This window comes from Halorubrum sp. SP3 (assembly GCF_005435195.1).
Classification (GTDB): domain Archaea; phylum Halobacteriota; class Halobacteria; order Halobacteriales; family Haloferacaceae; genus Halorubrum; species Halorubrum sodomense.
Genome location: NZ_SGTU01000001.1, coordinates 175,852 through 188,155 on the forward strand (window position 1 = coordinate 175,852; position 12,304 = coordinate 188,155).

Annotated in this window: 10 protein-coding genes and 1 pseudogene; 4 read left to right on the top strand and 7 right to left on the bottom strand. The window is 64.1% G+C overall.

Annotated elements, in window-relative coordinates:
• Positions 1–49 precede the first annotated feature (49 nt).
• The 5 genes from EXE42_RS00905 to EXE42_RS00925 all read right to left on the bottom strand — a co-directional run bounded on the left by EXE42_RS00905 (position 50) and on the right by EXE42_RS00925 (position 5,177).
• Positions 50–1,381 (bottom strand): hypothetical protein, encoded by a 1,332-nt coding sequence (locus tag EXE42_RS00905; RefSeq protein ID WP_206750713.1) that lies wholly within the window; start codon positions 1,379–1,381, stop codon positions 50–52.
• A gap of 95 nt (positions 1,382–1,476) precedes the next feature.
• Positions 1,477–1,665, bottom strand: a complete 189-nt coding sequence (locus tag EXE42_RS00910) for a hypothetical protein (RefSeq protein WP_092919975.1) — start codon at positions 1,663–1,665, stop codon at positions 1,477–1,479.
• Positions 1,666–2,208: 543 nt separating this feature from the next.
• Positions 2,209–3,237, bottom strand: coding sequence for an ABC transporter ATP-binding protein (locus tag EXE42_RS00915; protein WP_137705727.1), 1,029 nt, complete (start codon positions 3,235–3,237; stop codon positions 2,209–2,211).
• Entirely contained in the window at positions 3,234–4,211 is a 978-nt protein-coding gene (locus tag EXE42_RS00920; RefSeq protein ID WP_092919973.1) for an ABC transporter permease, read from the bottom strand. The genes EXE42_RS00915 and EXE42_RS00920 overlap by 4 nt, the downstream gene beginning before the upstream one ends.
• Positions 4,212–4,268: 57 nt before the next feature.
• Positions 4,269–5,177, bottom strand: coding sequence for an extracellular solute-binding protein (locus EXE42_RS00925; RefSeq protein ID WP_241988306.1), 909 nt, complete (start codon positions 5,175–5,177; stop codon positions 4,269–4,271).
• Between the two features lie 196 nt (positions 5,178–5,373).
• Between EXE42_RS00925 and EXE42_RS00930 the strand changes: the two genes are divergently transcribed.
• The 3 genes and pseudogenes from EXE42_RS00930 to EXE42_RS00940 all read left to right on the top strand — a co-directional run bounded on the left by EXE42_RS00930 (position 5,374) and on the right by EXE42_RS00940 (position 8,489).
• Positions 5,374–6,054, top strand: coding sequence for a TOBE domain-containing protein (locus tag EXE42_RS00930; protein WP_137693462.1), 681 nt, complete (start codon positions 5,374–5,376; stop codon positions 6,052–6,054).
• A gap of 203 nt (positions 6,055–6,257) precedes the next feature.
• Positions 6,258–7,465, top strand: a pseudogene (locus tag EXE42_RS20755) (transposase).
• A gap of 298 nt (positions 7,466–7,763) precedes the next feature.
• Complete coding sequence (locus EXE42_RS00940; RefSeq protein ID WP_092919970.1) at positions 7,764–8,489, top strand: nucleoside phosphorylase; 726 nt, start codon at positions 7,764–7,766, stop codon at positions 8,487–8,489.
• 28 nt (positions 8,490–8,517) lie between these two features.
• Here EXE42_RS00940 and EXE42_RS00945 read toward each other — a convergent pair whose 3' ends face one another.
• Positions 8,518–8,964, bottom strand: coding sequence for a UPF0179 family protein (locus tag EXE42_RS00945; protein WP_092919969.1), 447 nt, complete (start codon positions 8,962–8,964; stop codon positions 8,518–8,520).
• A gap of 137 nt (positions 8,965–9,101) precedes the next feature.
• Here EXE42_RS00945 and tmcA point away from each other — a divergent pair, with 137 nt between their 5' ends.
• Positions 9,102–11,435 carry a tRNA(Met) cytidine acetyltransferase TmcA gene (tmcA, locus tag EXE42_RS00950; protein ID WP_137705728.1) on the top strand — a complete coding sequence of 778 codons (2,334 nt, stop codon included), beginning with the start codon at positions 9,102–9,104 and terminating at the stop codon, positions 11,433–11,435.
• Positions 11,436–11,922: 487 nt separating this feature from the next.
• Here tmcA and EXE42_RS00960 read toward each other — a convergent pair whose 3' ends face one another.
• The gene (locus tag EXE42_RS00960) at positions 11,923–12,252 is read right to left on the bottom strand and encodes a ferredoxin family protein (protein ID WP_092919966.1); all 330 of its coding nucleotides are present in this window, start codon (positions 12,250–12,252) and stop codon (positions 11,923–11,925) included.
• Positions 12,253–12,304 lie beyond the last annotated feature (52 nt).

A 12,304-nucleotide genomic window follows, 5' to 3' on the forward strand; every position in this document is an offset into this window, starting at 1 on the left:
CGGACGGCATATGGGTGTGTCGATGGTGGTTTACGTCGATTGTGGAATATTAGGAGATATTTTCAATTGTGATTGTCGTCGTAGTACCGTCATCGAGTCTCAGCGTAATTGTTACGTTATCGCCGGACATGTCTCTAGATTTAATTTTTCCAGAATTGCCAGGCGATCTGCTAAACTGTTGTAGATTGAACTTTTCCGTCGATCCCTGAGCTACTACCGCGTTCGTATCAAGATCAGTTATCCCTGCTGCACCAATGAGTAAGGCCTGCCCGGATGGAAGATTAAGATCGCCGCCAGCACCATTAAATTCGCTATTACCGTCGTTATTCACCCTGTCCGCTTGCTCATCTGTGGTACTGTCAACTCTGATCCCAGTAATTGTTACATCGCCGCTCCCGGTGTTTTCGAGTTCAAAAGCTATCCTACCATTATCATCGGTGTCGGTGCCAGTTCCAGTGACATACTTGAGTTCCGGGTCGCCTCCGGGAGAAGTATCTCCACCGTTACCACCACCAGCACCGGCACCGCCCCCGGTTACAGGCCCGACGTTATCTTTCACCGTCTCACCGCTCGGTTCTGACTGTATACCCACGGAGTTCACGGTGACGTTATCTGGGCTATCAACCTGAAGCAGCAGGGCCGAGACCTCACTCGACGTGGGGTACGCACTGTCATTCACACCCTGGTACGTGACCGAGCCGTTCTCGATCGACTCGTTCCAATAGCCGTCCTCGCTCCCCAATCTCGTTGGGATTCGAACATCGATTGTTCCGCTCAGATTCGAGAGATCGGTCGCGTCACTCGTCGGGTACAGTTCCACGGCGACTTTCCGGGTGCCGGACGCGCTGAACTCGTTCTGGACGGCGGTCAGCCTGAGCGTGTCGTTGTCGACTAAGATGTTCTGATCTTCGATGACCACTGCGGGACGGTTTGAGTTCGATTCAGCGAGGTAGAGAACGGAGTTATCGTACCACATCGACCCCGACTCAAGCTCGTTGTACCCCGGTCGGTACTCAATGAACCGCGTCGAAATGTTCACTTTGGTCCCTGAATCGTCGGTAATCGTGATGTTGTATGCGTCGCTTGTCCGCAGTGTTCCCACTGGATCGGGTGGATTAACGGTGAATACCCTCGTCTGGTACCTCGTTCCGAGTTTTACGTCGACGAACTGCGGACGCTCGGAGCTCCCGGCCGATAAGATTCCGTTCCTGAGCTCGACGAGGTCGTTCCTGACTTCCTCGAAGTGCTGAAACTCGACCTCCGCGTTCTCTTGCGGCACGATCTGTACCTGATACAGCGAGAGCGCCAGGATCAGAAAGCCGAACAGCACCACCGTCCCGACCACGACCGACTGGCCCCGACGGTCGCGATTGAATCGCATTATCCGATGTCGACGCCGAACGGGTATAAAATCCTCCGTCCGACCTCTCAGTCGCGATACTCGGGTTCGCGCGGTCAGAACCCGGACGGACCCGCTCAGTCGCCGTCCGCCCGCCGCGCCGTCAGCCACGCCGACGCGACGGCGACGACGCCGGCGAACCCGCCGAGCAGCACCGCCTGCGTCCAGTTGAAGCCGATCAGCGTTCCCGCGACCAGCGTGACGACGAGAAACGCGGCCGTGAGAGCGCCGAGCGTCGAGGCGAGCGAGGCGTCAGCGTCGGGCATACGCGAACTGGGGGTTATCGGGCGATAAATCGGCCGGTCCGGGCCGAGTCCGTCCGTCTGGTCGAGAGGAGGTTGACGGCAAATGGATCAGAAGTTGAGACTACCCATCTCAATATACACGTTTCTGAACCAGTTTATAAACAAGAACTTTCATTTGTTGACCTCTCTCGGGATCGCCGCCCTCGGTATTTACACCCGAGGACGGTGCGTCAGTCAACCGATCTAAGTGACATAGAGAGTATACTTTCACGACCGAGAGATACCTACCGGGGACCAAGCAGTCGGAGGTCACAGCCTCAATTCGAGGGACATCGGCAGAATCGGGAGACGAACACTTCCTCCGAACGACGGTCCGATATATCGACGTGAGTGCCGTATAGTCCATCGACTCAGCCGGTAGCGCACATGACCACGACACGACGGTAGTGGTTGCGACTCGCACTACTGTTCTCAATACGTCGAACACGGATGCCGCTGGCATCACCCGGTCAAACTGGTCGAGACGAACGGCTGAACAGGCTACCGTGCCAAATGGGCGCGCCGCTAACAGGGGTGGAGGCGATCGCGCGGGAACGACAGGGTGACTTCTGTGCCTACGACCGGTGGCGAGGTAGCGAACGCTTCAACAGTGATGTCGTCGAACGCGAGCGTCACGCGGTTCGTTGCATCCTCGCGCACGACGCGCTCGACGGTCGCAGACAGGTCGCCGTCAGCGTCACCGAGTGTGATTGCCTCCGGTCTGATGGCGACCTGGGGCGCTGCGTCGGTATCGCTGTCGTGATCGATTGGACTCCGACCGCTTCCGTCGGAGCGTGCCTGGGACCCGATGCCATCATCGAGAATACGGCGTAGCGAGGGCGCCGCCGAGAGGTCGATAACGTTCGACCCGGTGAACCGGGCAACCATCGGCGAAGCGGGCCGTTCGAACACGTCCTCGGGCGTACCACGCTGAACGACCCGCCCCTCCTGCATCACGACGATCCGGTCGGCGACAGCGCGGGCCGTCGTGCGGTTGTGCGTCACGTATACCGCGGTCACGTCGTCAAGTATATCCGCGAGATCGTCTCGCAGGGCCTGTTGTGTCGGGACATCGAGTGCTGCCAGCGGTTCGTCAAGCAGCATCACAGAGGGGCGAATCGCGAGCGCTCGGGCGAGGGCAACCCGCTGTTTCTCTCCGCCCGACAGGGTCGGTGGGTTTCGCTCCGAGAGATGGGCCACACCGAGTTCATCAAGCAGCTCGGCGGCATCACGCGACGACTCTCGGTACCGGGTGCCGTACTCGACGTTCTCCCGGACAGTCATATGCGGGAAGAGCGCGTAATCTTGGAACACGAAGCCGAATCCCCGCTCCTCCGGCGGTTTCCCCGTGATATCCGTTTCGTTCGCCGTCACTACCCCGTTGTGCTCGTGGAAGCCGGCTATCGTCTCTAACAGCAGCGTCTTGCCGCTCCCACTCGGACCAAGTATTACACAGGTCTCGTTGGACTCGACCTCGATTGCGGCATCGACGGTAAACGGTTCCGCACCGTCGGCGGTAAACGTCGAGCGGATGTCGGCAGTGAGCCGGGTCATGGCATCCCTCCTGCTGTGCCATCGTCGGTCAGGTAGCGGACGAGGAGGAAGATTGCTGCCGAGACGGCTAAGAGCAAGAACGCGACCGCCCCACTCTCCTCGAGTCCCCCCTGGAGGTACGTGTTGTACACGAAGACGGGTGCGTGTTGGGCGGTCACCTTCTCGCCTGCGAACGGGTAAAAGAACTCTACAGAGTAGGCAACCACCGCGACGGCACCGAATTCGGAGACAGCACGGGCCCACGCGAGCACGCCGCCGGTGATCATGCCTCGGACAGCGAGCGGGCCGGTCACCCGCCGGAACGTCTCCCACTTGTTAGCGCCGTGGATGCGAGAGGCGTACTCAAGGCGGTCGTCGATGGCCTCGAATGCCTCCCGGCTGGCGTTGACCGCGTACGGGGCCGAGACGAACGCCATCGCCAACACCATTCCAACCATCGTTCCGAGGACCGAGAACTGGGGGAATGCACCGCTCTTCCCAAAGCCGAACAGGATGATAATACCCGCGACAGAGTGGGGAACGACAAGGGGGAGGTCGACGAGACTCTCGACGAGGGGCTGGCCGGGGAATCCCTTCGCTAGCAGGTGTGCCAGTGGGACACCAAACAGGAGGCTGAGCACGGCCGCCAACAATGGACCATACACACCGAGATAGAGTACGCGGTGGACATCCGGATCCAGTGCCTTCTCGATGACGAGTGCAGGAGTCTGCCGTGCGACGAACATGAACAGGGGCAGCCCCAGGGCGATCATGAGGAGACTCCCGGCGGTCGCTGTCGCCACGGTGAATGAGGTTCCGTCGAGCGCGTACGCGGTGACGGCCGTGCTGCCCACGATGAAGTAGGCGTACCAGGTCGGCTGGCCGACCGAGTACGCAGCGGCGAATGCCAGCGCTTGGACGGCGACGAACGCCACGACTAGTGGTGTCCGCCCGACTGCGTCGATCTCGAACCGGCGTTCAGTCTCCGTTGCCATGGTCTGTGAAGCGGGGCACGTTGTGCATAAATATCGATGAAATGGCGACGGACCCCACTAGAGCTCCAGTGGCCCGAGAGAACTCTGTGCGCTGGCGACTCCCATCACGTTGTCGGGGACGGCGTCCTCCGAACTCGCGGGAACGACAATGGGATCAACAGGAACGAGGCCCTGTTCTTCGAGGATCGCCCGACCCGGCTCGGTGCCGAAATACTCGACCCACTGTGCGCCGCGGCCAGGGGCCTCGGCGACGCTCGGGACGGTCAGTCCGTACGCGATGGGCGCGCCGGTGAAGGTGCCACTGTCGGTCTCGACCTCGGCCTTCGCGTAGTGTTGTGCGTACTCATTCGTCGCCTGCGAGAGGTCAACCTCCGGCTGGAGGTCGACGTACGGCAGCCCGGAGGTGGCCGAGATAGACTGGTAGTACAGGACGTAGTCGAGTTCGCCAGACTCGAGCTGGCCCTCGAGGTTCGTCTCGGTCCCCGTTGGAACGGTCGTGTTGCTCATCAGGGCGTCAAGGGTCCCCTCGTCGTAGAGCCGCTCGCCCTGGAACTCCTCGGCACCCAACTGTAGCGTCATCACCGCGCGATAGCCGCCGGGGTCGACCGCCGGGTCCGAGTGTCCGATGGTGATGCCGTCACGCGAGAGGACCTCCCACCAGTTGTCGGCCGAGATGTCGTCCGCGCCGGGGGAGTCCTCCCGGTACTGAATCGACATCGAGTTCGTCGTGAAGATGGCGTACCAGTCGCCGTATTCCGGGAGTACCCGGTTACGGATGAGCCGGAAATCGGAGACGCCGAGTACGTCTGCCGACCGTCCCTGCTGGGTGATCTTCTGTGTCGATGCCACGGATCCCTGCGCCTCCCGGGTGACGTCAACGCCGAACTCATCCTCGAACTGCGGTTCGGCAGCCGAGAACGGCGGGGCGAGCGAGCCGGCGTGGAAGATGGTCATAGAGTCCGACATCGGTGTGCTTGTCGGGGTTCCACTGTCGCCACCGCCATCGCTCCCACCGTCACCAGTACAGCCGGCTAAACCAAGCGCCGCTGCTGTTACACTACTCGCGAGGAACGCACGTCGTGTACGATGTTCTGTCATTGATACATCGGCGTTATTTCGACACCGGCATAATTGTTTTCCTCCCTGCCCGTCTTGACCCGGTATGGACGCGAGCTTCGACGCACAGCTTCGGGCAGATAGTGTGGAATTCACACAGAAGGACGCGTCGCTCCTCAAAGCTGTAGACGAGATCGGATCGATTCACAAGGCCGCTGACGAACTCGGTCGGTCGTACTCGCGCTCGCACCAACGCATTACTGAACTGGAAGGGGCCTTCGGGACGCTAGTTGAACGGCAGCGCGGAGGATCTGGCGGTGGCGGAAGTACTCTCACTGAAAACGCCGATAAGTTACTCTCCCGATTTGAGCGGCTTTGTACAGGATACTCGTCAGTTGCGGAAACTACTGAGGCAGTATTAAACGGGACCGTCGTGACACGGACTGGCGAACTCGGAACAGTAACCACCGCTGCTGGAGATGTACGGGCAATCGTCCCGGCCGATACTGACACGGTACAGGTGAGTCTTCGTGCTGATACGGTAACGCTACACGATCTGGATGAGACGCCGACGGAGAGCGCCACGAGTGCCCGAAACCGATTCGACGGGCACGTACTCAGTGTCGACTGCGGTGACGTGATTTCGCTGGTTTCTGTCGATGTTGGGGCCGAAGACCCCCTGTATGCTCTTGTAACTGAAGACAGTCGAGAGCGGCTCCAACTTGAGTCGGGTCGTCATATTGTCGCGTCGTTCAAAGCGACAGCAACACGTGCAACCCCCAAATAGAGGAAAGAGCGCTCTCAGCGGACTCTTTCACCCGGACTGTGGCAGGCTGTTGAGGTAGTTGGTCGATACAAACCAGACGAGGCGCTCCGTGGAAAGCTATGTTTGGGTCTCGTACAGAGCACTTACAGAGTTCTGTAGTCCGTACGTCGGCGTATCTAGGGATGTGAATGCGTTCTTGAGCGTGACCTATCCAGCGTCTGTTGATGGCTCCAACTCTTGAGTCTCGGCGAGCCGTTTTTCGATACATCGCGCGACGACCGTACGCCAACTGGCCAGTTTACGATACGTCGCCGTTGTATGATCGGAGATCGCTTGCCGGAGTAGAATCGGATGTTCGGACGGTTTCGGAGACGTGGTTCCGGTCATAAGAGTCACGACTCGGTTGAGCAGCTCACCTGTTCACTTCCTATGGCGTACTTCCTATTCAATGTCCACGACCGCTACGAGGGCTCAACCCGCTACGAGGTGGACACACTCTTTCGGATGTTTGTACTGAAGGAACTCCACGGCTGGGAGCACCAAACGTCCCTCGTTGATTATCTGAGAAACGCGCCAGTCGTATGCGATCAGTTGGGGTTAGAGACGGTTCCAGATCAATCGACGCTGTGGCGCAGTTGGAACACCCGGTTCACCGCCGACCTTCGCGAGACGGTGGAGACAACTGCCCGGACTCTTTTCATTGAAGCCTAGAATACAGATATCTCGGTTCCACGCGACCCTGAGCAGAAGCTCTGTTACCGGGACACCGCCGTCGAGGATTCAGCACCGGACGAGCAACGCATCTTGGGCCGGGCAGAGACGATTATAGAACAGGTCAGCCGCGTTGTCTTCCCGGCGCTCTCGCTAGACCGTGGTAACGGGAGTGAGATTCACGAGAACGCCTACTGGGGGTTACAGACCTATCTCGGGCTCCGTGAGAACTTGGCTGCCAACGAGGGTGCTCGGAGTTTCAGCTACGAGTCAACGCGGGAGCGGACACCACCCGGACATGCTCACCGCGACCACCTACGTGACCTCCCGATACCGGAGGTTCGAGCGATGTATCGACGAGCGATCCGGCAACTCATCGGCAAAGTCGCAGAGACGGAGGAGTTCTTTCGCGCAGGCATCGTCGCGATCGACATTACCGAAGCTGACCCCTTCACGGGCGACCGTACGGGCTACGAGGACGAGATCATCGGAACGAAGGAGAACACCGACGAGTACGCCTACCAGTGGGCTACAGTCCATTGGTCGGTAACGCTGTTCCACTCGTCCTCGATGCTCGCCCCGTGCCGAGAGGCGAGTACTCTATCTGGCGGGCCGTCGACTTGCTCGTTCAGGTCGCGTTGACTGGTAAGTACGAGCACTCGCCGATGGTGACGCAGATAACACACTGACGCTGCTGAAGAAGGAGACTGGAATCGGATAGAGAGACACTCAGTCTGGGCTAGCGCGCGGTCTGAGTGGCGACACTGTTGGATGTCTCGAAAATTCGCCCTTATGATTGGAAGTATAACAAGAATGCCGCTTTGAGAGAGAATTGAGGTAGTTTCTGCTGACCAAATCGGCAAAATCCACTCATTACAGCTCTCCTATACCCGCTGTAGTCTCAACTTCCACAAATAGACCCGCTTATAAATCTCATAGCGCGATATCAAATCCGTCTCGCACCGCTACCCCGCCTGCCGACCGGTCCGTTTTTGCGCGCGGCGGCTGTCCCCGCTCGTATGGCGAAACAGCCGCACCTGCTGGTCGAGGAGGGCGACGTCCACGAAATCGCGGTCATCCCGGGCGATCCGGGGCGCGTCGACCGGATCGCGGACCTGTGCGACGACAGCGAGGTCGTCGCGCAGAACCGCGAGTACAAGGTCGTCAACGCGAGCTACGAGGGGGTCGACCTCACGATCTGCTCGACCGGGATCGGCTGTCCGTCGGCGGCCATCGCGGTCGAGGAGCTCTCGCGGGTCGGCGTCGAGACGTTCGTCCGGTGCGGCACCTGCGGCGCGCTCCAGTCGGAGATGGAGGTCGGCGACATGGTCGTCGCGACCGGCGCGGCCAAAGAGGAGGGGACGAGCAAGCGATACGAGTCCGCGAACTATCCCGCGGTGCCGGACTACGACGTGCTCACCGGACTCGTCGGGGCGGCCGAGGACAACGGCGAAGAGATCCACGTCGGCCCGATCGTCTCGGACGACGCGTTCTACAACGAAGACGAGGAGTCGGTCGACGACTGGAACGACGCGAACCTGCTCGCGGTCGAGATGGAGGCCGCGACCGTCTTCGCGCTCGCGCGCCGGAAGGGGCTGGCCGCCGGCGCCATCTGCACCGTCGACGGCAACCTCGTCGCGGGAACGCAGAAGGGCGCGGACTCCGACGACGAGCTGCCGGCGAAGGCGAAGGACAATGTCGAGCGCGCGATCCGGATCACGCTGAACGCCATCGCGTCGCTGTAACGGTCGAAAACCCGCGACCGCCGGGCGCTCACTCCTCCGCGCGGAACTCCACGAGCGTCAGGTCCCGGTCGAGCGCGCACGTCTCGTGGGGCGGGTCGCCGAGCACCTGATCGATGACGCGCTCCTCGTCGAAGTCGGCGCCGTCGGGGACGCAGTAGCCGTGGCTCGGGCACTCGGTGTGCGGGCAGGGGCCGGCGAGCGACACCTTACTTCCCGCGTACGCGCGCTCCGACGGGACGTTGGCGGGGACGGAGGCGGGTTCGACCTCGACCGCGCGGACGCCCGCGTCGTGGACCGCGCAGTCGAGCGTCTGCGCGTTCTCGCGGATCCCGGTCACCCGGTAGCGAGTCCCCTCGGAGAGGTTGAGACACTGGCTGCGATATGGACACCCCTCGCAGTCGCCCGATTCACCCTCGTAGACGAACTCGCGGCTGACGTCCGCGAGTCGAGTCCCGATGAGCGTGACCGTGGTCATGTCCGGAGCGACGCGCCGCGAGTCCGTAAGCCTCCCGCCTCCGCCGGCGCGGCGGGAGCGTCGCCGGGGCGGCTCGAAACTCGGGGCGACGACGCGGAGGGCAAGACACATGCCCGCGCCTCGGCAACGACGAGCGAATGATCGCGGGGGTCACGCGGGAACTGCGCGCCGAGGCCGAGCGGACGAACGAGCGGCGGGTCCTCGTGCTCGCGGGCGACCGCGACCGCGGTATCGACGCCGCGTACGACGCGGTCGAATCGGTCGAGGTCGACGACGGGGACGCCTCGATCGTCTCGACGCGGAAGGGGTTCCGGTTCGAGGAACACCGGCCGCGGAGCGCCGACGAACTCCTGGGCCGCACCCGCGAGGCGGTCGTCCTCGACTGCCACGACCGGTTCGTTCCGAACGCGCTCGGGCGGGCGGTCGGCGCCGTCGACGGCGGCGGCCTCCTGATCCTCCTGACGCCCGCGCTCGACGACTGGCCGGCGATTCGCGACCGCTTCGACGACTCGCTGGCGGTGCCCCCGTACCAGGTCGACGATGTGACGGGGCGGTTCCGCGAACGCCTGGTTTCGACGCTCCGGACGCATCCCGGAATCGCGGTCGTCGCGCTCGGCGAGGGACCCGACGGTGACGCGCTCGAGCGCGACGGACTCACCGGGAGCGCGGGCGAGGGGCGCGGCGAGCCCGTCGGTCCCCCGAGCGCGCCGCCTGACGCGACGTTCCCCGCGGCCGCGTACCGAGCCTGTCTCACGGGCGATCAGGCGCGGGCGCTTCGGGCGTTCGAATCGCTCGCCGCCCCCGGCTCGGCCGTCGTCGTCGAGTCGGACCGGGGGCGCGGGAAGTCGAGCGCGGCCGGGCTCGCGGCCGGCGCGCTCGCGCTCGACGGCGCCGACGTGCTCGTCACCGCGCCCGCGTTCCGGAACGCCGCGGAGGTGTTCGCCCGGGCGCGAGAACTGATCGCGGCGGAGACGGGGGGAGACGCCACCGCGAGCGAGCGGGACGACGGGGGCGGTCTCGACGGCGACCGCGACCGCGACGAGCGCGACCTCCGAACGCCCTCCGGCGGCCGCGTCCGGTTCCTCCCGCCCGCCGCCGCGGCGGAAGCCGCGGCCGAGGCGGACGCCGCGGTCGTCGACGAGGCGGCGGCGCTCCCGGTGCGGCTGCTGGAGGGGTTCCTCGACGCGCCCGCGGTCGCGTTCTGTACGACGGTTCACGGCTACGAGGGCGCGGGCCGGGGGTTCGCGGTCCGGTTCCGGGAGCGGCTGCTCGACTCGCGGTTCGCGGTCAGCGACGTGCGGCTCGACGAGCCGATCCGGTACGCGCGAAACGACCCCGTCGAGGCGTGGGCGTCGCGCGCGCTCCTGCTCGACGCCCGGCCGGCGGTCGACGCGGCAGTCGCGGACGCGTCGGTCGACGAGGCGACCTACCGAGCGCTCGACCCCGCCGACCTGCTCGCGGACGAGACGCTGCTCTCGGAGGCGTTCGGGCTGCTCGTCGCCGCGCACTACCGGACCGAGCCGAACGACCTGGCGCGGCTGCTGGACGCGCCGAACCTCGTCGCGCGGGCGCTCGTCGCGGACGGCCGGGTCGTCGCGGTGGCGCTGCTCGCACGGGAGGGCGGGCTCGACGCCGCGACCCGCCGAGGGATGTACGAGGGCGAGCGCGTGCGGGGGAACATGGTGCCGGACGTGCTCACGAGCCAACTGCGGGACGAGGCGGCCGCCGCGCCGCGCGGCCTGCGGACGGTTCGGATCGCGACCCACCACGCGCTCCGGGACGCGGGGTTCGGCTCGCGGCTGCTCGACGAGGTCCACGCGGAGTTCGGCGGCGAGCGGGGGGCCGGGAGCGAGGACGACGGCGACGGCGGCCTCGACTACTTCTCGGTCGGCTACGGCGCGACGCCGCGCCTGCTCCGCTTCTGGCGTCGGGCAGGCTACCGGACCGTTCACCTCTCGACGAGCCGGAACGACGCCTCGGGCGAGTACTCCGCGGTCATGCTCCGCCCGGAGACCGAGGCCGGCCGCGGCCTCCTGGACCGCCACGCGGTCGCCCTCCGGGACCGCGAGCGCGACGGCCTCTCGGACGCGCACCGCGACGTCGACCCGGACGTGGTCCGCGGCGCGCTCCGGGCCTGTTCCGCCCCGGTCCCGGTCGACCTCACCGAGACCGAGTGGCGCTCGGTCGTCGGCGCCTCCGTCGGCCCGGGGATGTACGACACCGCGCCCGGCGCGTTCCGGGACCTCGCGCTCGCGGCGCTGGTCGAGGGGACCGATCTCGACGACCGCGCGGAGCGCCTGCTCGTCCGGAAGGTGCTTCAGGGCCGCCCGTGGGACGAGGTCGCCGACGAACTGGACTTCGTCTCGACGAGCGCGTGTATGCGCGCGCTCGGCGACGCCTACGCCCCGCTCGTGGAGCGGTACGGGACCGAGTTCGCGCGCAAAGAGCGGGAGCGATTTATAACCGAGTGAGCGGGCAGACGACGACTATTTATAAATAGATCCGCGGTGGCGCGTGCCGGCGAGCGGCCGGAGCGAAGCGACGGCCGCGAGTCGCACGCGCGAGGGAGTCGCTGGCGGCGGAAGCCGCCAGCGACGAGGCTGGGGAGGCGTGAGGTGCTGTGCGGTCGCAGCGGGGTGGACTCAAAGGGGCAGCCGGGAGGCCGCCGTAGGCGACGCAAGCACTGGAACGAGGGAGCGAACGGAGTGAGCGACCGAGTGAAGCGCGCAGCGAGCGTACGGCGGCCTCCCGGCTGGGGCTTTAGAGGTGTTCACCGCCGATCCACAGTTAGCTGTTTATAAACGAGCGGCTGGGGTTTTGGCGGTGTCCACCGCTGATCCACAGTCGACCACGTACAGCCGAGCGGCTGGGGCTTTGGAGGTGTTCACCGTCGCTCCTCAGTCAACTACTTATAAAAACTCGAACGACGGAAACCGTCCCTACACCGACAACGACTACTTATAAGCGGTTCTCGCGCCCGGGGTCGACGTCGATGGCGTCCACGGGGCAGACGTCGACACAGAGCATACAGTCGATACACTGGTCCTCGTCGGCGGGGCTCGCCTTCCGCTCGGATTCCGGATGCCCCGGCGTCTCGACCCACTCGAACACGTCGACCGGACAGTCCTCCAGACAGGCGCCGTCTGCGAGACAGATGTCGAAGTCGACGGCGACGTGGGTGCCGCGGATCCCCTGCTTGTCCGGCGGTTCGACGGGACCCCAGACGGCGACCCCGTCCTCCTCGCCGACGTGCTCGCGGTTCGTTTCGAAGTTCGGGTCGATGGCCATCGTTGCCACCGCTTCGCCGCTCGCGGGTTTAAACTCCGCGACGAACGGATTC

Bases quoted from the DNA above. Each gene is read 5' to 3' on its own strand.
- EXE42_RS00940 (WP_092919970.1), top strand. From the start codon at position 7,764: ATGGCGAAACAGCCGCACCTGCTGGTCGAGGAGGGCGACGTCCACGAA.
- EXE42_RS00945 (WP_092919969.1), bottom strand. From the start codon at position 8,964: ATGACCACGGTCACGCTCATCGGGACTCGACTCGCGGACGTCAGCCGC.
- tmcA (WP_137705728.1), top strand. From the start codon at position 9,102: ATGATCGCGGGGGTCACGCGGGAACTGCGCGCCGAGGCCGAGCGGACG.
- EXE42_RS00920 (WP_092919973.1), bottom strand. From the start codon at position 4,211: ATGGCAACGGAGACTGAACGCCGGTTCGAGATCGACGCAGTCGGGCGG.
- EXE42_RS00925 (WP_241988306.1), bottom strand. From the start codon at position 5,177: ATGTCGGACTCTATGACCATCTTCCACGCCGGCTCGCTCGCCCCGCCG.
- EXE42_RS00905 (WP_206750713.1), bottom strand. From the start codon at position 1,381: ATGCGATTCAATCGCGACCGTCGGGGCCAGTCGGTCGTGGTCGGGACG.
- EXE42_RS00915 (WP_137705727.1), bottom strand. From the start codon at position 3,237: ATGACCCGGCTCACTGCCGACATCCGCTCGACGTTTACCGCCGACGGT.
- EXE42_RS00960 (WP_092919966.1), bottom strand. From the start codon at position 12,252: ATGGCCATCGACCCGAACTTCGAAACGAACCGCGAGCACGTCGGCGAG.
- EXE42_RS00930 (WP_137693462.1), top strand. From the start codon at position 5,374: ATGGACGCGAGCTTCGACGCACAGCTTCGGGCAGATAGTGTGGAATTC.
- EXE42_RS00910 (WP_092919975.1), bottom strand. From the start codon at position 1,665: ATGCCCGACGCTGACGCCTCGCTCGCCTCGACGCTCGGCGCTCTCACG.